This window comes from Sphingomonas zeae (genome assembly GCF_014197135.1).
In the GTDB taxonomy this organism is placed as follows: Bacteria; Pseudomonadota; Alphaproteobacteria; order Sphingomonadales; family Sphingomonadaceae; genus Sphingomonas; species Sphingomonas zeae.
The window spans coordinates 162,030-182,127 of the sequence record NZ_JACIFA010000002.1 but is presented as its reverse complement, the minus strand read 5'-3'; the positions used below and the strand labels follow the sequence as shown (position 1 = coordinate 182,127).

The following is a 20,098-nucleotide window of genomic DNA, read 5'->3' as shown; positions in this document are numbered from 1 at the left end:
CCACCACCCTTCGGGTGGTCCCCCTCCCCGTACCGGGGAGGATTTCACGACCGTCGCACCACCTCGCGAATCACGAAATGCGAGGCCAGCCGCGTCACCCCCGGCAGGCGTGCCAGCGTCTCGCGGTGGATACGCTCGTAACTGTCGTCGCGACGCACCTCGACCTGGATCATGTAATCCGCCTCGCCGCTCATCAAGAAGCATTCGACAATCTCGGGACAGCGCAGGATTTCACGCTCGAACGCCGCCATCGTATCCTGTCGCTGGTCCTTCAACGTGACGTTGACCATCACGGTCGAGGGCCGCCCCCGTGCCTCATGGCTCAGGATCGCGCGAAATCCGGTGATGACCCCGCTGTCGCGAAGTTGCGCCACCCGGCGATGCGCGGCGCTGGCGGACAGGCCGACCTTCTCGCCCAGCGCGGCGCTGGTCAGGTCGGAATCGCGGGCCAGTTCAGCCAGGATACGGCGGTCGATCGCGTCGGACATTTCATCCCGATACACGGACGTTCGACGCAAGAATATCCCAAACAGCATGGCAAGACGGGACCGCTTTGCACACCTCTCCTGATCGCCTGGGGCTATTATCGGTGCAACGCTATTCAGGAGAGTCGATCATGCGCGTCGGTGTGCCCAAGGAAATCAAGAACCACGAATATCGCGTCGGCCTCACGCCGCCGTCGGTCGCCGAGCTGGTCGCCGCTGGTCATGAGGTGATCGTCGAGACCAAGGCGGGCGGCGGCATCGATTTCGAGGATCAGGACTATATCGACGCGGGCGCGCGCATCGTCTCCACCGCCGCCGAGGTGTTCGACCAGGCCGAGATGATCGTGAAGGTCAAGGAGCCGCAGCCGGTCGAGGTGGCGATGCTGCGCCCGCACCACGTCCTGTTCACCTATCTCCATCTTGCCGCCGACAAGCCGCAGGCCGAAGGGCTGATGAAGTCGGGCGCGACCTGCATCGCCTATGAGACGGTCACGTCCCCGCGCGGCGGCGTGCCCCTCCTGAAGCCGATGTCGGAAGTCGCGGGCCGCATGGCGGTGCAGGTCGGCGCGCATTATCTGGAGAAGCAGCAGGGCGGCCGTGGCATCCTGCTTGGCGGCGTACCCGGCGTGGCGCCTGCCAAGGTCGCGATCCTGGGCGGCGGCGTCTCGGGCGTGAACGCGGCGCAGATGGCGGTGGGCCTGCGCGCCGACGTCACCATCTATGACATCAACAACGACCGTCTGGCCGAGCTGGACATGTTCTTCTCGAGCCAGATCAAGACCGCCTATGCCTCGAAGGCGGCGATCGCGGCGGCGGTGAAGAATGCCCATCTCGTCATCGGCGCGGTGCTGGTCCCCGGTGCGGCGGCGCCCAAGCTGGTCACCCGTGACATGCTGAAGACGATGAAGCGCGGCTCGGTGATGGTCGACATCGCGATCGACCAGGGCGGCTGCTTCGAGACCAGCCATGCCACCACCCATCAGGACCCCGTGTTTGAGGTCGACGGCGTGATTCATTACTGCGTCGCCAACATGCCGGGCGCGGTCGCTCGCACCTCGACCTTCGCGCTCAACAACGCGACGCTGCCCTTTGCGGTCAAGCTCGCCAACATGGGGGCCGAGGCGGCAATGAAGGCCGATCCGCATCTGGCGGGTGGCCTGAACGTCTCGGGCGGCAAGATCCGCCACGCGGCGGTTGCCGAAGCACTCGACCTGCCTTTCGAGGCCTGGGCGGGCTAAACACCATCGTTCATACTGGGCGAAGTTGAAGGGCATGTCCGGGCGTCAGGCTCGTGGCCTTCGACTTCGCTCAGGCTGAACGGCTTCTGGGATTTAATCCCCACCTCCGTTCACGCTGAGCGTAGTCGAAGCGCACGCCCTTTCCTTCGCCACAAAGGCCCGAATCAGTTCGCGCGGAGACGCGGAGGCGCGGAGATGGCGTATCCAGCCGCCAGGCTGGCCTCTCACCGCCACGGTGCGGCAAAGCCTTCGGCGGAACTGCCGCCGGACGCCCACCCCATCCCGGCCCTCTCTGCGTCTCCGCGCCTCCGCGCGAACCAAAAACGAAACAAAACTGGAACATCGCCGTTGATCCCCTGAAAGGATCACCCGATGACCGACAACCCCAAGACCGAACCCTTCTCCAATGCCGAGAAGGATCCCGATGACTGGACCACCGGCGACGAGAAGATGACCGGTGCGCAGGCCAGTTACCTGAAGACCCTGTCCGAAGAGGCGGGCGAGCCGTTCGACGATACGCTGACCAAGGCGGATGCCTCCAAGCGCATCGACGCGCTTCAGGAAAAAACCGGCCGGGGCCAGTAAGCCCCTATTCCCCCATCATGCGGATCGCCTGATCGAGCAGCATCACCCGTTGCTCGATAGCCGGTCGATAAGCCGCGTTGGCGGGCGACAATTCCAGCGCGCGGTTCCAGAAGGCCCGCGCCTTGCGGAAATCGCCCGCGCGCATCCAGGCCAGCCCCTCGAAGAAGAAGGGCGCGGGGTCCCTCGGCCCCAGCGTTCGGGCGCGGCGAAAGGCGAAGCGGGCGGCGGGCGACATCTGATAGCCGTCATGCGCAAACAGGACATTGCCCAGCTCGGTCCAATAGGGAACGCTGCCCCGGTTTCCGCCGACCGCGCCCAGCATGATCTGCACCGCCGTCCGTTTGTTGCCCGAGCGCGACAGGGCATCCGCAGCGGTGAACATCGCTGCCTCGCCGCCATAACGCCCGATCAACTGCCCGCGCAGTTCGGAAATGGCGTCATTGTCGAGCAGCGCATCGGGGCGCGGTGCGGGCGCGCTCGCCGCCAGGGTCGGCCGCCCCTGCCACGCATAACCCACCCCGCCCAGCGCCAGCGCGGCGCCCAGCATCGTCCAGAGCGGTCGCGGAAAGCGCAGCCACAGCGCCGCGCCCATCGCTCCCGCCGCGATCAGCAACAGGATCAGCCAGCCCATCAGCGCCGCTTCCGAAAGCTGGACCGCGCGATCCATGCACCAAGCGCCAGCAATAGGATCGGCGTCGTCCAGAGCAGCGCGGTCGCGCCCGACAGCGGCGGGTCATAGCTGACATAATCGCCATAGCGCTCGATCAACCAGTGGCGGATCGCCTCCGGGCTTTCACCGCGCGCGATCCGCTGGCGGACAAGCGCGCGCATGTCGGCGGCCATGTCGGCGTCGCTGTCGGCGATCGACTGGCCCTGACACACGACGCAACGCAGCTCGCCCATCAGCGCGCGTGCCTGCGCCTCGGCTCGGGGGTCGGGCAGCTGGGTGTTGCCATAATCCGGCGCGGCTGTACCGGCCGCCAGCAACAGGGCGAGCGACAGACTCATCGCGTCGCCGCCATATCGCGGACGATCTGGTCCACCTGGTCGGCGCGGATGTCGCCGATATATTGCCGCACGATCCGCCCGCGCCCGTCGATCAGGAAGGTCTCGGGCACCCCCGACGAGCCGAGCGACATCTGCACCCGGCTGCGGCTGTCATCGCCGATCGCGGAATAGGGATCGCCGTTGCGGCGCAGGAAGGCGGCGACGGCGGGGCCTTTGTCATGGATCGCGATCGCGTCGATCGGCACTCCGCGCGCCTTCAACGCCATCAGCTGCGGCGCTTCGGCGACACAGGGGATGCACCAACTGGCAAAGACGTTGAGCAGGCGCGGCTTGCCCGTTCCGAAATTGCTGCTGGCCAGCCCCGGCTTGCCCGGCACCATCGGGGCGAGCTCGAAGGCGGGCAACGGCTTGTCGACCAGGGTCGAGTGGACGCCGGTGTCGGCAGGCCGCATCAACCCGGCCGCGATCACCACGAATAGCACCCCGAACAGGCCCAAAGGCAACCAGATCAGCGCGCGCTTCATCCCCACAGAGCCTCCCGCCGTCGTTGCTGCCAGGCCTTCAGCCACCGCCCGACTAGCGCCAGCACCCCACCCAGCGCGATCAGTGCGCCGCCGAGCCAGATCAGCGTCACGAACGGCTTCCACCACAGCCGCAACTGCCAGCGGCCGGTCGCCGCGTCCTGCTGCCCCAATACCGTGTAGAGCTGCCCGTCCCAGCGGGTCGCGATTGCGCTCTCGCTGGTCGTGGTCGGCGGATCGGTGAAGAAGCGCTGTTGCGGGCGCAGGGTCTCCCCGTCACCGTCGCGTGTGGCGGTCAGCCGTGCCTCCAGCGCCGACCAGTTCGGCCCGACATTGGGATAGATACGGTCCAGCTTCACCCGCCACGGTCCGACGATCGTCGCCTGCCCCGGATAGAGCGCGACCAGCCGCTCGGCGGTGAAGGCGCTGTCGCACGCCATGCCGATCATGCTGACGCCAAGTCCCACATGCGCGACGACCATGCCCCAGATGGGTAGCGGCGTGCGCCGCCAGTTACGTCGGGTGATTGGCAATATGCTCGCGACGATCAGCCCGACACCGAAGGACAGGCCGAGCAGCGACAACACGCCCATGCCCCCGGTCAGGGTCAGCATCAGCGCGAAGGTGCCCGCCGCCGCGACCATCGGCCACAGCATCCGGATCAGCACCGCCTCCGCCTCGTCGCTCCGCCAGCGTAAGGTTGGCCCCACCGCCATCACCGCGACCAGCACCAGCGCGATCGGCCCGGCGGCGGCGTGAAAGAAAGGCGGCCCGACCGACAGCCGCACCCCGAACCCGGCGGCGACCAGCGGATAGAGCGTGCCGATCAGCACGATGCCCAGGATCACCGACAACAGCAGATTGTTGACGACCAACCCGCCCTCGCGGCTGACAAAGGCAAAGCTGCGGCCGGCGCGCACCTGCCCGATCCGCGCGCCGAACAGCGCCAGCGCGCCGCCGATATAGAGGCCCAACAAGGCCAGGATGAACGCCCCGCGCCGGGGATCGACGGCAAAGGCATGGACGCTGGTCAATATGCCCGAGCGCACCAGGAAGGTGCCGATCATCGACATCGAGAAAGCGACCACCGCCAGCATCACCGTCCACGCTCGCAAGCCATCGCGCGCCGCCAGCACATTGACCGAATGGAGCAGCGCCGTCGCCGCCAGCCACGGCATCAGCGAGGCGTTCTCGACCGGGTCCCAGAACCACCAGCCGCCCCAGCCCAGCTCATAATAGGCCCAATACGACCCCGCCGTGATGCCGATGGTCAACAGCACCCAGGCACCCAGCACCCATGGCCGCATCGCGCGGGCAAAGGCCGGGCCGACCTGCCCCGTCACCAGCGCGCCCACCGCGAACGAGAAAGCCACCGACAGCCCGACATAGCCCGCGTAGAGCGTCGGCGGATGGAAGGCCAAACCGGGGTCCTGCAACAGCGGGTTCAGCCCCTGCCCCTCGATCGGCGCCGGGTTCAACCGCGCGAAAGGATTGGAGGCGAACAGCAGAAAGGCATAAAAGCCCAGCGCGATCGCGCCCTGCGCCGCCAGCGTCGCGACATGGGTCGCGCGGTCGAGCGTCCGCTCCTTCCACGCGACCAGCGCGCCGCCCGCCCCCAGGATCGTCACCCAGAGCAGCATCGAACCTTCGTGATTGCCCCAGGCTCCGGCGAATTTATAGATCCACGGCTTGGCCGAATGGCTGTTCTCGGCGACCAGTTCGACCGACAGATCGGTGTTCAGGAACACCGCGATCAGCGCCGCCATGGCCATGGCGACCAGCGCGCCCTGCACGATCGCGACCGGGCCGATCGCGGCCATCGCCTGCTCGCCCACCGCGCCCTTGCGTCGCAGGGCAAGGACGCCGAGCAGCAGCTGTAACCCCGCCACCATCGCGGCGAACCAGAGCGCGACCAGACCCGCCTCGGCGATCACGGCTCCAGGCTCCGGCTCTCGTGCATGTTGCCCGCCATTTCGGGCGGCATGTATTTCTCGTCATGCTTGGCGAGCAAATTGGTCGCGACGAAGCGGCCATCGGGCTGGAACTGCCCCTCCGCCACCACGCCCGATTTCTCGCGGAACAGGTCCGGCGTGATCCCGGCAAAGGTCACGGGCGTCGTTGCCTTGCCGTCGGTCACGACGAAGCGCACCGTCACCCCATCAGGCGCGCGGTGGACCGAGCCCGCCTCGACCATCCCGCCCAGCCGCACCGCGCGGCCCAGTGGCAGCCCCTGTTTCTGCGCGTCGGAGGGGGTGTAGAAAAACGCCGCCTGGTCCTTCATCGCCGACATGGCAAGCAGCACCGCCGCGACGATCGCGGCCAGCGCCAGCAGCGCCAGCGTGAGACGTTGGGATTTGGGCGTCATTTCTCGGCGCGCTTCATCGCCAGATAGCTGACAAGGGTCAGCGCGCCCGCGCCCCCCAGCATCACCGCATAGGCCGCCGCGACGAACGCCATCTGGTTCATGCGCGCGCCATCCGCCGAATCCGCGCCTCGGCCTTGGCCTGGGCAAGCAGCGTGCGCATCCGCATCAGGACGATGGCGGCGAACAGGAAGGTGAAACCGCCCAGCGAAATCGGCAACGGCCAAAGCAGCGACCTGTCGATGCTGGACCCGGTCAGCCCGATCGACTGGCCCTGATGCAGCGTGTTCCACCACACCACCGAATAGCGGATGACCGGCAGAAGCGCCGTGCCCGCCAGCCCGTACAGCGCCGGGATCCGCCCGTCGCCGCCGCGATCCGCATCGGCGCGGGCGAGCGCGATATAGCCCAAATAAACGAACAGCAGCAGCAACATCGATGTCAGCCGTCCATCCCATTGCCACCACGTCCCCCAGGTCGGTCGCCCCCAGATCGATCCCGTGGCAAGGCACAAGCCGGTAAACACCGCCCCCGGCCACGCAATGGCACGCCCGGCAACCTGCGCCAGCGGATGCCGCCAGACGATCAGCGACAGGCTGGCGGCCGCGATCCCGCTCCATCCGCCCATGCCGAGCCAGGCGGCAGGGACATGGATATAGAGGATACGCACCGTCTCGCCCTGAAGATAATCGGGCGGAGTCAGGGTCAGCCCCGCCCAGACCGCGACGGCGATCAGCGCGGTACCCAGCCCCAGGCAAATCCCGGTCAGCGGACGAGCGATCTTCAGGAAACGCGCAGGGTTCGCAAGGGCATGAAGGGTCGGCACGATAACCGGACTGTAGGGCGGTTTTTCCGGCGCGTCATCCGTGTTTGCGGTTCGCACGCACCTTCTTGAGCGCTCACCCCTCCTTCTTCTTTAAGCCCCTCCCGTAAACGGGAGGGGTTTGGGGAGGGCAAGGAGTCTCGCAGAGACCATCCCTGTGGCATGCCCTCCCCCATCCCCTCCCGCCTGCGGGAGGGGCGTGGGTCTCAGCGATGGCGGGACCCGTTAACGATTTGATTCGTCTTCGCTTCAAGACATCCCCAACAGGGGAGCAAAGGGGACCACCACACACCATGCCTGCACTCCACCGCCTGCCTCTGCTCGCCCTCGCCTTCACCCCCACCACCCTTCTTGCGCAAACCGCCGAACCCGAAACCATCATTGTCACCGGCCGCGGCCTGAACGACCAACCCGGCGAGCGCGCGCTGGACGTGGTCACGATCGACCGCGATCGGATCATGCAGAACGCCTCGCAGCGTCTGGAAAATGTGCTGGCGGATGTCGCCGGACTGCAGCAGTTCCGCCGCTCGGACAGCCGCTCAGCCCATCCGACCTCGCAGGGCATCACCTTACGCGGCCTGGGCGGCAACGCGTCGAGCCGCGCGCTGCTGGTACTGGACGGCGTGCCGCAGGCCGATCCGTTCGGCGGCTGGGTCATATTCCCGGCCTATGCCACCGGACGGCTGGGGCGCATCCGGGTGACGCGCGGCGGCGGCTCGGGCTTCTGGGGGCCGGGCGCGCTGGCCGGCACGATCGAGATGGACAGCGCGACGCCCGACCAGCTCGCCCCGCTCGACCTGGCGATCGCCTATGGGAGCCGCGATTCGGTCGATGCGCAAGGCTCGGCCTCGCTGGTCCGCGACGGTGGCTTCCTGACCGTATCGGGGGCCTATGCGCGCGGAGACGGCTTCATCCCGATCGTCGCGGGGCAACGCGGTCCCGTCGATCGCGCAGCGCCGTATGAGCAATATTCGGGCGCGGGGCGCGGCGTGATCGCGATCGCCCCCCAGACCGAGTTGCAGATGACGCTGGCGGCGTTTCATGACGCGCGCGACCGGGGGACCGACTTCACCGACAACCGCTCCGACGGCGCGGACGCCAGCATCCGGCTGGTCGGACGGGGGGCTTGGGGCTGGTCGGCGCTGGCCTATGTCCAGACGCGGCAATTCGCCTCGCGCTATGCCAGCGTAAATGCCGCGCGAACGGCGGCGACGCTGACTCTGGACCAATATAACGTCCCCGCCACCGGCCTGGGCGGACGCGTGGAGGTTTCCCCGCCGCTGGGCGACTCGGTCAAACTGCGGCTGGGCGGCGACATTCGCGATACCAGCGGGCGGACGCAGGAACTCTATACCTATGTCGCGGGGCTTCCCACGCGGCGGCGCGAGGCGGGCGGGGCGACGCGCACCATGGGGCTGTTCGCCGATGGCAGCGTCGAGGCAGGGATGCTGACCGTTACCGCCGCGGCGCGGGTGGACGACTGGCGCATTCGGAACGGGCGGCTGGACGAGGGCGTGCTGGCCACGGGTGCGGTGCTGACCGATACCGACTTTCCCGACCGCTCGGGTCAGGAATTTACCGGACGGCTCGGGGCGGCGTTGCGGATCGCCCAGCCGCTGACCCTGCGTACCGCGGCGTATCGCGGCTGGCGGCTGCCGACGTTGAACGAGCTCTACCGGCCGTTCCGCGCAGGCGCCGACGCCACCGCCGCCAATGCCGCGCTGAACCCCGAACGGGTCGAAGGCGTCGAGGGAGGCTTCGACCTGACCCCCGCAGCGGGATTGCGGCTGTCGGGGACCTATTTCCTCAACCGGCTGACCGATGCGATCGCCAATGTGACGATGGGCCGCGGGCCGGGGACCTTTCCCGGCGTCGGCTTCGTCGCGGCGAACGGCGTGTACCGGATGCGACAGAATCTGGACGCGATCCGGTCGCACGGGTTCGAAGTGGAAGCGAATGGTGCGGTCGGTCCGGTGAGTGCGCGGGCGTCCTGGTCGCACATCAGCGCGCGGGTCGAGGCGTCAGGCCTGGCCGCGCCGCTCGACGGTTTGCGGCCCGCGCAGACGCCGCGCGACCAGCTATCGGCGACCTTGGGAATCCAGCATCGCGGCATGGCGCTGAGCGGGACGGTGCGGCACGTCAGCCGCCAGTTCGAGGACGACCAGAATCTTCGCTCGCTGGCGCCTGCGACGACGCTGGACGTCTATGCTGCGGTACCGATCGTGCGGGGCTGGCTGATCGAGGCGCGGGCGGAGAATCTCGCCGATACGCGGGTGGAGGCCGCGTATAGCGGCGCGGGGCTGATCGAACGGGCGACGCCGCGGACGGTTTGGATCGGGGTGCGGACGCGGTTGTGACACCTTGGCCTTGGACTTCGCTCAGGCGGAACGGGAGTTGGGATCGTGGATCACACCCCGTTCGCCCCGAGCGAGGTGGAACTGCACACCCTATCCCCGCTTCTTCACCAAAGCCGTGCGCAGACACCGGCACACCACCTCGTCCCGCTGGTTCAGCGCCTCATGCCGGAACGTCACGAGCCCCGCCCCGGGCCGCGATTTGCTTTCGCGCAGCGCCGTTACCTCGCTCGTCGCGCGCAGCGTGTCGCCGAGGAAGACCGGTGCGGGCATGACCAGTTCGTCATAGCCCAGATTCGCGACCAATGTGCCCAGCGTCGTCTCCCCCACCGACAGCCCGATCATCAGCGAGAAGGTGAAGGTGCCGTTGACGAGGATCTGCCCGAATTCGCTGGCCTTGGCCGCCTCCGCATCGATATGCAGCGGCTGCGGATTATGGGTCATGGTCGAGAACAGGAGATTGTCCGTCTCGGTCACGGTGCGGCGGATGGGATGGTCGATCCGGTCGCCGATCGTCCAGTCGTCGAAGAACCGGCCGCTCATGCCGCGCCCTCCGCGACTATGCGGACCAGCGCGATGCCCTCGGCCACCTGACCGCCGGTGTCGGCCTTCAGGTCGGTGACGACGCCATCGAACGGCGCGGTCAGGACATGCTCCATCTTCATCGCCTCCAGCGTGACGAGCGGCTGGCCAGCGCGGACCGCCTGCCCTTCGGTCACGGCGACCGCGATGATCCGGCCGGGCATGGGCGACAGGATCGCACCGTCCCCAGCCCCGCCCGCCGCCAGGCCATCGGCGCGCCAGCGGGTGAAGGACCAGCTTTGCCCTCCCTCGGAGATCAGTACCTCGTCGGTCGGCGCCGGGGGCACCTCGCCCGCCTCGGTGAAATCGACGGTGATCGGCTGCCCGTCGAGCAGGAAGCGCGCGGTCCGCCTCGGCGCGGCGTTGAGGCGGAAGCCCGACAGTTCGTCCTGACCGATCAGTGCGGCGGCGGCCTCGGCCAGCGCCTCTTCCGACGGCTCGGTCGGCGGCATCAACGCCTCGCCCTCGCGCGCGATCAGGCCGGTATCGACCTGGCCGCTGGCGAAGTCGGGATGGTCGAGCGCCTCGACCAGAAAGCCCGCATTGGTGCGCACCGGCCAGATCACCGCCTCGTCCAGCGCATCGGCCAGCGCCTCGCGCGCCTCGTGGCGGGTGTCGCCATGCGCGATGACCTTGGCGATCATCGGGTCGTACCAAGGGGTGATCTCCGCGCCTTCCTCGACGCCGGTGTCGATGCGGATCGCGGCATCGTCGCCGAGGTCGAACACTTCGAGCGTGCCGATCGCAGGGAGAAAGCCCTTGGCCGGGTCCTCGGCATAGAGCCGCGCCTCGATGGCGTGGCCGTGGATGGCGAGGTCGCCCTGCGCCATCGGCAAGGGCTCGCCCGCCGCGACGCGAAGCTGCCATTCGACCAGATCGACGCCGGTGATCGCTTCGGTGACGGGATGCTCGACCTGAAGCCGGGTGTTCATCTCCATGAACCAGACGCGGTCGGCGCGCAGCCCTTCGGAAGCGTCGGCGATGAACTCGATCGTACCTGCGCCGACATAATCCACGGCCTGCGCCGCGCGGACGGCGGCACCGCATACGGCTTGGCGGGTCGCGTCATCCATGCCCGGCGCGGGGGCTTCCTCGATCACCTTCTGATGACGGCGTTGCAGCGAGCAGTCGCGCTCGAACAGGTGGACGACATGGCCGTGGCGGTCGCCGAATACCTGCACCTCGATATGGCGAGGCGAGAGGATGTATTTCTCGATCAGCACCCGGTCATCACCGAACGACGCCGCCGCCTCGCGACGGCAGGACGCCAGCGCCTCGGCAAAGGCGGTCGGGTCGTCGACACGGCGCATCCCCTTGCCGCCGCCGCCCGCGACCGCCTTAATGAGCACCGGATAGCCGACCGCATCGGCCTCAGCGGCGAGGCGTTCGGGGTTCTGATCCTCGCCCAGATAGCCCGGCGTGACCGGCACGCCGGCGGCGATCATCCGCGCCTTGGCCGCGTCCTTCAGGCCCATGGCGCGGATGCTGTCGGGATTCGGCCCGACCCAGATCAGCCCGGCGGCGATCACACTTTCCGCGAACTCGGCATTCTCCGACAGAAAGCCATAGCCGGGATGGATCGCCGCCGCCCCGCTGTCGCACGCGGCATCGAGGATGCGCGCCGCGTCGAGATAGCTTTCCCGCGCAGGGGCGGGGCCGATCATTATGGCTTCGTCCGCCATGCGGACGTGCAGCGCCTGGGCATCGGCCTCGGAATAAACGGCGATGGTGCGCAGGCCCATCTCGCGTGCGGTGCGGATGATACGACAGGCGATCTCGCCGCGATTGGCGATGAGGAGGGAATCAAACATGGGTTTCAACCTCAATCAGCCCCAAGCCATGCTTGGCGAGGGGGACCATGCGCAGCATGGTGAAGGGGCATCCCCCCATCACATCCGGAACACCCCGAAACGGGGCGCCTCCGCGATGGGTGCATTCAAGCACGCATCCAGCGCCAGGCCCAGCACGTCACGCGTCTGCGCCGGGTCGACGATACCGTCATCCCACAGCCGCGCGGTCGCGTACCAGGGATTGCCCTCATCCTCGTAACGCTGGCGGATCGGGGCCTTGAACGCCTCGACCTCGTCCGCCGTCCAGTTGTCCGCGTCGCGGTGGACGGTCGCAAGCACACTGGCGGCCTGCTCGCCGCCCATCACGCTGATCCGCGCATTGGGCCAGGTGAACAGGAAGCGCGGGGAATAGGCGCGGCCGCACATGCCGTAATTGCCAGCACCAAAGCTGCCGCCGATCAGCACCGTGATCTTGGGCACCTGCGCCGTCGCCACCGCCGTCACCAGCTTGGCGCCATGCTTGGCGATCCCTTCGGCCTCATAGCGGCCGCCGACCATGAAGCCGGAGATATTCTGCAGGAACAGCAAGGGGATGCGCCGCTGGCAGGCCAGTTCGATGAAATGCGCGCCCTTCTGCGCGCTCTCCGAGAACAGCACGCCGTTATTGGCGAGGATCGCGACCGGCTTGCCATGGATATGCGCGAAACCGCATACGAGGCTCGCGCCATAGAGCGCCTTGAACTCGTGGAAGCGCGATCCGTCGACCAACCGGGCGATGACCTCGTGCACGTCATAAGGTGCGCGCACATCCTGCGGGATCAGGCCGTACAAATCTTCCGCCGGATAGAGCGGTTCGTCCACCTCGGCCAGATTGACCTCAGGCAGCGTCTGCGGCGGCAGCGTCTCGACGATGTCACGAACGATCGACAGCGCATGGTCGTCACTGTCGGCGACATGGTCGACCACGCCCGACTTGCGGCCATGGGTGTCCGCTCCGCCCAGTTCCTCGGCCGAGATGACCTCGCCGGTCGCCGCCTTCACCAGCGGTGGTCCAGCGAGGAAGATCGTACCCTGCCCACGCACGATCACCGTCTCGTCCGACATGGCGGGGACATAGGCGCCGCCCGCGGTGCAGCTTCCCATCACGCATGCGATCTGGGGGATACCCGCTGCCGACATCTGCGCCTGATTGAAGAAGATACGACCGAAATGATCGCGGTCAGGAAAGACCTCCGCCTGATGCGGCAGGTTCGCGCCGCCGCTGTCGACCAGATAGATGCAGGGCAGCCGGTTCTCGAGCGCGATCTCCTGCGCGCGCAGATGCTTCTTGACGGTCAGCGGGTAATAGGTGCCGCCCTTCACCGTCGCATCGTTGGCGACGATCATCACCTGCCGGCCATGGACCCGGCCGATGCCCGCGATCATGCCGGCGCCGGGGACCGCATCGTCATAGAGACCGTTGGCGGCGAGTTGGCCGATTTCGAGAAAGGGCGATCCGGCATCGAGCAACTGCTCCACCCGGTCGCGGGGAAGCAACTTGCCGCGCGACACATGGCGGTCGCGCGAGGCTTGGTTTCCGCCAAGGCCTGCGCGCGCCACGTCGGCGCGGAGGCGTTCGGCCAGCGCGCGATTGTGATCGACGTTGGTCTGAAAAGCCGCGTCGCCGCGCGCGATCCGCGTGGGAAGAACCGCCCCCATCACTTCACCCCAAGGCTCATTGCGCCACCTTTTCGAGCTTGCCGATCAGCTCGCGACCGATCAGCATCCGGCGAATTTCGTTGGTGCCGGCACCGATGTCGAGCAGCTTGGCATCGCGCGCGAAGCGTTCGACCGGCCAATCCTTGGTATAGCCCGCCCCGCCCAGCGCCTGGATGGCCTCCAGCGAAACCTTCACCGCATTCTCGCTGGCCAGCAGGATCGCGCCCGCCGCGTCGAACCGCGTCGTCCGCCCGGCATCACACGAACGCGCCACCGCATAGACATAGGCCCGCGCCGAATTGAGCGCGACATACATGTCGGCGATCTTAGCCTGGATCAGCTGGAACTCGCCGATGGCGCGACCGAACTGGCGGCGCTCGCGGACATAGGGCACGACCACGTCGAGACAGGCCTGCATGATGCCAAGCTGAATGCCCGCCAGCACCGCGCGCTCATAGTCGAGCCCGCTCATCAGCACGCCGACCCCGCCATTCACCGGCCCCATCACCTGCGCGTCGGAGACGAAACAGTCGTTGAAGACCAGCTCGGCGGTCGGGCTGCCGCGCATTCCCATCTTGTCGATCTTCTGGCCGATCGCAAAACCGGCCATGTCCTTTTCGATCAGGAAGGCGGTGATCCCCCGGCTGCCCTCACCCGTCTTGGCATAGACGACCAAGGTGTCGGCATAGGGTGCGTTGGTGATCCAGAATTTGGTGCCGTTCAGCACCCAGCCGCCATCCGTCTGGTCCGCGCGCAGCTTCATCGAGACGACGTCGGATCCCGCCGACACCTCCGACATGGCCAGACTGCCGACATGCTCGCCCGAAATCAGGCCGGGCAGGTATTTGGCCTTTTGTTCCGCATTGCCCCAGCGGCGGATCTGATTGACGCACAGATTGGAATGCGCCCCATAGGACAGGCCAAGCGAAGCCGACGCCCGCGACACTTCCTCGATCGCGACGACATGCTCCAGATAGCCCAGGCCCAGTCCGCCATCGGCCTCGTCGACAGTGATCCCGTGCAGACCCAGCACGCCCATTTCCGGCCAAATGTCACGGGGAAACCAGTCCTCCGCATCCATCCGCGCGGCCAGCGGCGCGATGCGATCGGTCGCGAAACGCCGCGTCGCTTCACGGATCATGTCCGCGCTTTCGCCCAGTGCGAAATCGAAATCGTCGATCATGTCCTCTCCAAGCGGCTCTTTGAGTCCGTGGCTTCGCTTTAAACGGACATTACCCAAACGCGCAATATTCGTTCCAACCTGCCATCGCATCGCTGCCGGGTGGATCGATTGCGCACCTCAAACATTTGCAACGTCGTGCAAAACCCGACATGTGGCGGGCAGAGAGGAATTCCGACCCTGATGGCCACGCGCCCCCTCGCCACCGATCCAAGCCAGGATATCACCGCTTGCGATCGGGAACCCATTCATATCCCCGGCGCGATTCAGCCGCATGGCCTGTTGCTGGTCGTGGATGCCACGACCGGGATCATCGTGGCGGGCGCCGGCGCGATCGAGGAAAGGCTGGCATCCGAATGGCATGGCCTGCCCCTGTCCGCGCTGGCGGGCGATCAGGTGGCGGACATGGTGCAGGCCATGCCGATCGGTCCGGGCTCTACCACCTCGGCCGCGCCGGTCCGTGGGATTTCCGAAGTCTTTTGCGTCACCGCGCATCGCATCGCCGGCGACATGGTGCTGGTTGAATTGGAACCGGGGGTCGCCGATGCCCCCTGGGGGGCGGGCAGCCCGCTCGGCTGGCTCGATGCCGCGGCGACCGGCCTGGAGCGGACCGGCGACCTGGCGATGCTGTGCGAGCGTGCCGCCGTCACCTTCCGCCTGCTGACCGGCTTTGACCGGGTGATGCTGTACCGCTTCCTCGACGAGGATTCGGGGCGCGTGGTGGCCGAGGCGCGCGCGCCCGAGCTGCATTCGTTCCTCCACCATCATTTTCCCGCATCAGACATCCCGAAACAGGCGCGCGCGCTCTATGTCCGCAACCGGACGCGCAGCATTCCCGATGTCGACTATACTCCCGCCCCCCTGCGCCCCGCCGGGTTCGAGACCGTGGATCTGAGCGACGTAGGACTTCGCAGCGTCTCGCCGGTTCATGTCCGCTACTTGCAGAATATGGGCGTCGCGGCCTCCGCCTCGATTTCGATCGTCAAGGACGGGGTGTTATGGGGCATGATCGCGTGCCACCATTACAGCGCCCGCCGCCTGTCATCCGAGCTGCGCGCAGCCGCCGCCGCGCTCGCCAGCGGGCTGGCGCGGCAGATCCGCGCCAAGGAAGAGGCGGAACTCTATCGCGAGCGCCTGCGCCTGCGCGCCGCCGAGGACGGCATTCTGCCGCGCATCATCGGCCTGGGCGACGTCGTCCCCGCCATCCGCCGCCTGATGCCCGAGATGAAGGCGATGATGGGTGCCAGCGGCTTTGCGGTCGTCGAGCATGGCAAGGTACGCGAGGAGGGTGTCTGCCCCCCCACGCTGGCGATCCTGGACATCGCCGCCTGGGCCGCCGCACGCAGCGCCGGCGATGTGGTGGCCACGCATGAACTGCCTGCGGTGATGCCCCAGGCCGACCGGCTGGCCGCCTCCGCCGCGGGGGTGATGGCCCTGCCTCTGATCGATGGTGGCGTGACCTTGCTCTGGTTCCGGGCCGAGCAGGTCGAGGAGATCGAATGGGCGGGCAATCCGCACAAGTCGGTCGCGTTGTCGTCGGACGAGACGCTGACCCCCCGCGCCTCGTTCGAAAGCTGGAGCGAGACGGTGCGCGGTCGCTCGCGTCGCTGGACGCTGGAGGAGGTGGAGTCCGGCCATCGCCTGCGTCGTGCCCTTCACGAAGCGTCGCAGAATCAGCGCTTGCGCGGGTTGAACACCGCGCTGCAACGCACGCTGGACGACCGGGAAGCGCTCCTTCTTCAAAAGGACGTGCTGATGAAGGAGGTGGACCACCGGGTGCAGAACAGCCTGCAACTGGTCTCGTCCTTTCTGGCCCTTCAGGCCAAGGCGGCGGGCGATCCCCGCGTGCGCGAGCATCTGGCCGAGGCGCAGGCACGATTGTCAGCCGTGGCGCTGGTCCATCGCCGTCTGTATCGCGACGATCAGATCCAGACGGTCGATCTGGCGCGTTATCTGGAGGATCTGGTCGGCGACATGAAGCAGTCGCTGGGCGCGGACTGGGCCGCGATGATGCGACTGGATCTGGCGCCGGTGTTGATGCCGACCGACCGGGCGATCAATCTCGGACTGGTCACGACCGAACTTATCATCAATGCCACCAAATATGCCTATGACGGCGCGGTCGGTCCGGTGACGATCACGCTGGAGCAATATGGCAACCGGCTGCGCCTGATCGTCGCGGACGAGGGGAAGGGCCGGACCGGGGATGGCGAGGGTACGGGCGACGGTCGCGGTTTCGGCAGCCGGATGATGACGGCGATGATGCAGCGGCTGTCGGGATCGATCGAATATGACGACAACCGGCCGGGATTGCGCGCCATCGTGATCGCGCCCATCGCGGATTAAGGGGGAGACCTTCAAACCCACCCCCCGTTCAGCCTGAGCGGGGGGTGGGAATTAGGCCGCGCGGCCGTACAGCGCGAATACCGCATCGGCCGCCGTGACGGCTCGGTCGACCCAGGCCGCATCCCCCGCCGCTTCGTCCAGCGCATGGCGAAACGCCCGCCACTCCCCTGCCCCGAAGCCCGACTCCAGATATGTACGCGGCATTCCCTCGCCCACCTGCCGGGCCAGCATCATGCCGCCCAGCCGCGAGCCTTCCGTCACGTAGAGTGCGCCCCAACGCGCCGCTTCGTCCTCCGGCAGATCGAATGGCAAGGGTTCGGGCAGAGTCGCGCCGAGCGCGGTCAGGTCCGCCGCCAACGCCTCGCGTCGGGACCGCCAAGGGAAACCGATGCTCTGCCCCGCCAGCCAAGCCTCAACCGCGGGCAGCGCACGCGCATGGGCGATCAGGAAAGCCGTATAGCTCCCCCGATCGTCCAGCCGATAGGCACCATAAGCCGCATCGACCGTCTCATGCGCGGGACCGGTGCGAGCCCGTAACGCTACCGACGCGCCGCCGATTACTTCAGACAGGCGACGATCCCCGCGATCACCGCCAGCGTCTCTTCCGGGTCGCGGACACGCACCGTGTCCAGGCCCAGTTCCTTCGCCGGATAGTCGTTGCCGCCGGGGAAGATCGCGTCGCCGATGAACATCATCGCGTCGAGCGGGATGCCGCTGGCGTCGCGCAGCTTCTTAAGGCCGTACGCCTTGTCGACGCCCTCGCGGGTGATGTCGATCGAGGTGGCACCGCCCATGTTGATCGACAGGCCCGGCAGGCGCTGCTTCAGGTCGGCCTGGATGACCTTGCGCTTCTCGAACTTGGGATCCCAATGTTCCTTGGCGTCGATCGGGGCCTGCTGGCCGAGCGCGGAGAAGGTGATCTGGCTGCCGCGATCCTCGATCCGCTCGCCCCAGGTCTGCTCGGGCACGAAGCCGGTCGCCTCCAGCGAGGCATCGAATGCCTCCAGGATCTTGGCCTTGGTCGCGTCGTCGAACAGCTCGGCATAGACCGGGGTCCATTGGCCGTCCTGATAGGTGTAGAGCTTGGTGCCGGTGGTCGGCATCAGCCACAGCTTGGTGCGGTCGGCGCGTTCGGGCAGACGGCTTGCCACCTGCTTGTCGAACTGCGGCCAGTCGCCGCCCGAGATCACCGCGACATGCGCGACGTCGAGCAGGTCGGCCAGCGCCTCCCCCATCGGCTCGCCCAGGGGCTGTTTGCTTTCGGCCAGCGTACCGTCGAGGTCGAACGCAACCAGTTGCTTCATTTGGGCACTCCGATTCTGGGCATGATGATAGTATCGATGGCATAGGCCACGCCGTCGTCCGCATTGGAACGGGTGTGTACCGATATCCGTTCCCTAACGGCATCCGGCGCATTTGCCATGACGATCGGCAGGCCTGCGCGTGTCAGCATGGGAAGGTCGTTCGCCTGGTCGCCGAGCACCGCGACTTCCTCCAGCGTCACGCCGAACGCCTTGGCGAGCGTCTCGACGCCGTCCCCCTTGTTCGCCGCAAGTGCGGTCACGTCGAGATAATAGGTCTGCGACTGGGCGATCGTTGCCTGTTCGCGATGCGCGGCATTCGCGCGCTCATGCAGGCCGCGCAGCAGATCGGCATCGTCGCTTACCAGGGTTATCTTGTCGACCTTGTCGACCAGCGCGGCGAAGTCCTGCGTAATCACCGGCTCCTGCGAGGACGCCTTGCGCTCGTGATCGACATGGGTGCCCTCGCCGCTGCTGGCGTACCAGCGATCGTCGGCGAAGACCCAGATGGCGAGCGGCTGGTCCGCCGCCATCGCCAGCACGTCGTTGACGACCTCGACCGGCACCCGAAACTGCGCGTCGACCGAGCCATCGCGACGGAACACGGTGCCGCCGTTGAACGCCCCGATCGGCGCGTCGATCGCCAGTTCCTCGGCCAGCCAGCCCAGCCCCGACCGGGGCCGGGCGCTGATGATGGTGAAGCCGACGCCCGCCGCCTCCAGCCGCCGGACGGCGGCGATGGTGGCGGCGCGCAGCCGTTTGTCGGGATCGACCAGCGTGCCGTCGACGTCCGACACGACAAGCCGGATGGGTTTGCTCATTGCGGGATTTCGGTATGGCCGCCAAAGCCGAAGCGCATCGCCGACAGCACCTTGTCGCCATAGGTATGCTCGATCCGGCTGCGATAGCGCGCGAACAGCGAGGCGGTCAGGACGTTGGCCGGGACCTTCTCCTCCATCGCCGCGTCGATGGTCCACTGACCCTCGCCCGAATCGGCGACATGGCCCGAGAACTGCTCCAGCATCTCGTCCTTGGCGAGCGCAATCGCGGTCAGGTCGAGCAGCCAGGACGAGATCACGCTGCCGCGACGCCACACTTCGGCGATGTCGGTGAGGTTCAGATCGAACCGCTCGTCCTCGGGCAGCTTGTCGCTGTTCTTCGACTTCAGAATGTCGAAGCCCTCGGCATAGGCCTGCATCAGGCCGTACTCGATGCCGTTGTGGATCATCTTAACGAAGTGACCCGCGCCCGCAGGACCGGCGTGGATATAGCCCTTTTCGGCGCGCGCATCGACCTTGTCGGCAACGCGGCCCGGCGTGCGGACGATATCGCCCAGGCCGGGTGCCAGCGCGTCGAAGATCGGATCGAGGTGATCGACCGTTTCCTTGTCGCCGCCGATCATCATGCAATAGCCGCGCTCCAGGCCCCAGACACCGCCAGAGGTGCCGACATCGACATAATGGATGCCCTGCTCGGCCAGCATCTTGGCGCGGCGAATATCGTCCTTGTAGAAGCTGTTGCCGCCGTCGATGACGACATCGCCGTCCTTGGCGAGCTTGGCGATCTCCGCGATCGTGTCCTCGGTCGGCGCGCCTGCGGGAAGCATCACCCACCAGACCGCCTTATTGGCCAATTTGGTCGCCATGTCCTGCAAGCCCGTGGCCGCCTCCGCGCCGTCCTTGGCGAGCGCCTGCACCGCCTCGTCGCTGCGATCCCAGGCCACCACCTGATGCCCAGCCTGCATCAGGCGGCGTGCGATATTGCCGCCCATGCGGCCAAGGCCGACCAGACCGATCTTCATGCGGGAACTCCGTTACTGTCGTTA

At 67.1% G+C, this 20,098-nt stretch carries 19 protein-coding genes; 4 read left to right on the top strand and 15 right to left on the bottom strand.

What is annotated here, in order from left to right; all coding sequences use genetic code 11:
• Positions 1-44: 44 nt before the first annotated feature.
• Positions 45-488, bottom strand: a complete 444-nt coding sequence (locus tag GGR45_RS03940; protein ID WP_175312848.1) for an Lrp/AsnC family transcriptional regulator — start codon at positions 486-488, stop codon at positions 45-47.
• 128 nt (positions 489-616) lie between these two features.
• Here GGR45_RS03940 and ald point away from each other — a divergent pair, with 128 nt between their 5' ends.
• Together ald and GGR45_RS03930 are read left to right on the top strand one after the other, a co-directional pair.
• Positions 617-1,723, top strand: coding sequence for an alanine dehydrogenase (ald, locus tag GGR45_RS03935; protein WP_175312847.1), 1,107 nt, complete (start codon positions 617-619; stop codon positions 1,721-1,723).
• Positions 1,724-2,095: 372 nt separating this feature from the next.
• Positions 2,096-2,308: a DUF3072 domain-containing protein gene (locus tag GGR45_RS03930; protein WP_042484874.1), complete on the top strand. Its 213-nt coding sequence runs from the start codon at positions 2,096-2,098 to the stop codon at positions 2,306-2,308.
• A 4-nt stretch (positions 2,309-2,312) separates the two neighbouring features.
• Here GGR45_RS03930 and GGR45_RS03925 read toward each other — a convergent pair whose 3' ends face one another.
• The 6 genes from GGR45_RS03925 to ccmC all read right to left on the bottom strand — a co-directional run bounded on the left by GGR45_RS03925 (position 2,313) and on the right by ccmC (position 7,025).
• Positions 2,313-2,975 (bottom strand): tetratricopeptide repeat protein, encoded by a 663-nt coding sequence (locus tag GGR45_RS03925; RefSeq protein ID WP_175312846.1) that lies wholly within the window; start codon positions 2,973-2,975, stop codon positions 2,313-2,315.
• A complete protein-coding gene (locus GGR45_RS03920) occupies positions 2,939-3,316 on the bottom strand; it encodes a cytochrome c-type biogenesis protein (RefSeq protein ID WP_175312845.1) in 378 nt (125 codons plus the stop codon). The genes GGR45_RS03925 and GGR45_RS03920 overlap by 37 nt, the downstream gene beginning before the upstream one ends.
• The gene (locus GGR45_RS03915) at positions 3,313-3,840 is read right to left on the bottom strand and encodes a redoxin family protein (RefSeq protein ID WP_175312844.1); all 528 of its coding nucleotides are present in this window, start codon (positions 3,838-3,840) and stop codon (positions 3,313-3,315) included. Before GGR45_RS03915 ends, GGR45_RS03920 begins: the two co-directional genes overlap by 4 nt.
• Positions 3,837-5,771, bottom strand: a complete 1,935-nt coding sequence (locus tag GGR45_RS03910) for a heme lyase CcmF/NrfE family subunit (protein WP_175312843.1) — start codon at positions 5,769-5,771, stop codon at positions 3,837-3,839. Before GGR45_RS03910 ends, GGR45_RS03915 begins: the two co-directional genes overlap by 4 nt.
• Positions 5,768-6,202, bottom strand: a complete 435-nt coding sequence (gene ccmE / locus GGR45_RS03905; protein ID WP_042484865.1) for a cytochrome c maturation protein CcmE — start codon at positions 6,200-6,202, stop codon at positions 5,768-5,770. The genes GGR45_RS03910 and ccmE overlap by 4 nt, the downstream gene beginning before the upstream one ends.
• Positions 6,203-6,299: 97 nt before the next feature.
• On the bottom strand, positions 6,300-7,025 hold the full coding sequence (gene ccmC / locus GGR45_RS03900; protein WP_175313089.1) for a heme ABC transporter permease CcmC: 726 nt from the start codon (positions 7,023-7,025) through the stop codon (positions 6,300-6,302).
• Between the two features lie 290 nt (positions 7,026-7,315).
• Here ccmC and GGR45_RS03895 point away from each other — a divergent pair, with 290 nt between their 5' ends.
• Positions 7,316-9,379, top strand: coding sequence for a TonB-dependent receptor (locus tag GGR45_RS03895; protein ID WP_175312842.1), 2,064 nt, complete (start codon positions 7,316-7,318; stop codon positions 9,377-9,379).
• 90 nt (positions 9,380-9,469) lie between these two features.
• On the opposite strand, the gene GGR45_RS03890 is transcribed toward GGR45_RS03895, so the two are convergent.
• The 4 genes from GGR45_RS03890 to GGR45_RS03875 all read right to left on the bottom strand — a co-directional run bounded on the left by GGR45_RS03890 (position 9,470) and on the right by GGR45_RS03875 (position 14,629).
• Positions 9,470-9,919 (bottom strand): MaoC family dehydratase, encoded by a 450-nt coding sequence (locus GGR45_RS03890; protein ID WP_175312841.1) that lies wholly within the window; start codon positions 9,917-9,919, stop codon positions 9,470-9,472.
• On the bottom strand, positions 9,916-11,769 hold the full coding sequence (locus tag GGR45_RS03885; RefSeq protein WP_175312840.1) for an acetyl/propionyl/methylcrotonyl-CoA carboxylase subunit alpha: 1,854 nt from the start codon (positions 11,767-11,769) through the stop codon (positions 9,916-9,918). The genes GGR45_RS03890 and GGR45_RS03885 overlap by 4 nt, the downstream gene beginning before the upstream one ends.
• 78 nt (positions 11,770-11,847) lie before the next feature.
• Entirely contained in the window at positions 11,848-13,446 is a 1,599-nt protein-coding gene (locus tag GGR45_RS03880) for a carboxyl transferase domain-containing protein (protein WP_217498081.1), read from the bottom strand.
• A gap of 16 nt (positions 13,447-13,462) precedes the next feature.
• On the bottom strand, positions 13,463-14,629 hold the full coding sequence (locus GGR45_RS03875; RefSeq protein WP_175312838.1) for an acyl-CoA dehydrogenase family protein: 1,167 nt from the start codon (positions 14,627-14,629) through the stop codon (positions 13,463-13,465).
• Positions 14,630-14,809: 180 nt separating this feature from the next.
• Between GGR45_RS03875 and GGR45_RS03870 the strand changes: the two genes are divergently transcribed.
• Positions 14,810-16,972 (top strand): histidine kinase dimerization/phosphoacceptor domain -containing protein, encoded by a 2,163-nt coding sequence (locus tag GGR45_RS03870; RefSeq protein WP_175312837.1) that lies wholly within the window; start codon positions 14,810-14,812, stop codon positions 16,970-16,972.
• Between the two features lie 51 nt (positions 16,973-17,023).
• Here the strand turns inward: GGR45_RS03870 and GGR45_RS19620 are convergent, their stop codons facing one another.
• The 4 genes from GGR45_RS19620 to gnd all read right to left on the bottom strand — a co-directional run bounded on the left by GGR45_RS19620 (position 17,024) and on the right by gnd (position 20,074).
• The gene (locus GGR45_RS19620; RefSeq protein ID WP_246358039.1) at positions 17,024-17,329 is read right to left on the bottom strand and encodes a biliverdin-producing heme oxygenase; all 306 of its coding nucleotides are present in this window, start codon (positions 17,327-17,329) and stop codon (positions 17,024-17,026) included.
• A 200-nt stretch (positions 17,330-17,529) separates the two neighbouring features.
• Positions 17,530-18,276: an HAD-IIB family hydrolase gene (locus tag GGR45_RS03860; protein ID WP_175312836.1), complete on the bottom strand. Its 747-nt coding sequence runs from the start codon at positions 18,274-18,276 to the stop codon at positions 17,530-17,532.
• Positions 18,273-19,094, bottom strand: a complete 822-nt coding sequence (locus GGR45_RS03855) for a Cof-type HAD-IIB family hydrolase (RefSeq protein ID WP_175312835.1) — start codon at positions 19,092-19,094, stop codon at positions 18,273-18,275. The genes GGR45_RS03860 and GGR45_RS03855 overlap by 4 nt, the downstream gene beginning before the upstream one ends.
• Positions 19,091-20,074: a phosphogluconate dehydrogenase (NAD(+)-dependent, decarboxylating) gene (gnd, locus tag GGR45_RS03850; protein WP_175312834.1), complete on the bottom strand. Its 984-nt coding sequence runs from the start codon at positions 20,072-20,074 to the stop codon at positions 19,091-19,093. Before gnd ends, GGR45_RS03855 begins: the two co-directional genes overlap by 4 nt.
• Positions 20,075-20,098 lie beyond the last annotated feature (24 nt).

What these genes read in the sequence shown, in the direction of transcription:
- GGR45_RS03855 (WP_175312835.1), bottom strand. Translation starts at nt 19,094, where the DNA reads ATGAGCAAACCCATCCGGCTTGTCGTGTCGGACGTCGACGGCACGCTG.
- GGR45_RS03875 (WP_175312838.1), bottom strand. Translation starts at nt 14,629, where the DNA reads ATGATCGACGATTTCGATTTCGCACTGGGCGAAAGCGCGGACATGATC.
- GGR45_RS03925 (WP_175312846.1), bottom strand. Translation starts at nt 2,975, where the DNA reads ATGGATCGCGCGGTCCAGCTTTCGGAAGCGGCGCTGATGGGCTGGCTG.
- GGR45_RS03890 (WP_175312841.1), bottom strand. Translation starts at nt 9,919, where the DNA reads ATGAGCGGCCGGTTCTTCGACGACTGGACGATCGGCGACCGGATCGAC.
- GGR45_RS03940 (WP_175312848.1), bottom strand. Translation starts at nt 488, where the DNA reads ATGTCCGACGCGATCGACCGCCGTATCCTGGCTGAACTGGCCCGCGAT.
- ald (WP_175312847.1), top strand. Translation starts at nt 617, where the DNA reads ATGCGCGTCGGTGTGCCCAAGGAAATCAAGAACCACGAATATCGCGTC.
- GGR45_RS03895 (WP_175312842.1), top strand. Translation starts at nt 7,316, where the DNA reads ATGCCTGCACTCCACCGCCTGCCTCTGCTCGCCCTCGCCTTCACCCCC.
- GGR45_RS03930 (WP_042484874.1), top strand. Translation starts at nt 2,096, where the DNA reads ATGACCGACAACCCCAAGACCGAACCCTTCTCCAATGCCGAGAAGGAT.
- ccmE (WP_042484865.1), bottom strand. Translation starts at nt 6,202, where the DNA reads ATGACGCCCAAATCCCAACGTCTCACGCTGGCGCTGCTGGCGCTGGCC.
- GGR45_RS03860 (WP_175312836.1), bottom strand. Translation starts at nt 18,276, where the DNA reads ATGAAGCAACTGGTTGCGTTCGACCTCGACGGTACGCTGGCCGAAAGC.
- GGR45_RS03880 (WP_217498081.1), bottom strand. Translation starts at nt 13,446, where the DNA reads ATGGGGGCGGTTCTTCCCACGCGGATCGCGCGCGGCGACGCGGCTTTT.
- gnd (WP_175312834.1), bottom strand. Translation starts at nt 20,074, where the DNA reads ATGAAGATCGGTCTGGTCGGCCTTGGCCGCATGGGCGGCAATATCGCA.
- GGR45_RS03915 (WP_175312844.1), bottom strand. Translation starts at nt 3,840, where the DNA reads ATGAAGCGCGCGCTGATCTGGTTGCCTTTGGGCCTGTTCGGGGTGCTA.
- GGR45_RS03920 (WP_175312845.1), bottom strand. Translation starts at nt 3,316, where the DNA reads ATGAGTCTGTCGCTCGCCCTGTTGCTGGCGGCCGGTACAGCCGCGCCG.
- GGR45_RS03885 (WP_175312840.1), bottom strand. Translation starts at nt 11,769, where the DNA reads ATGTTTGATTCCCTCCTCATCGCCAATCGCGGCGAGATCGCCTGTCGT.
- GGR45_RS03870 (WP_175312837.1), top strand. Translation starts at nt 14,810, where the DNA reads ATGGCCACGCGCCCCCTCGCCACCGATCCAAGCCAGGATATCACCGCT.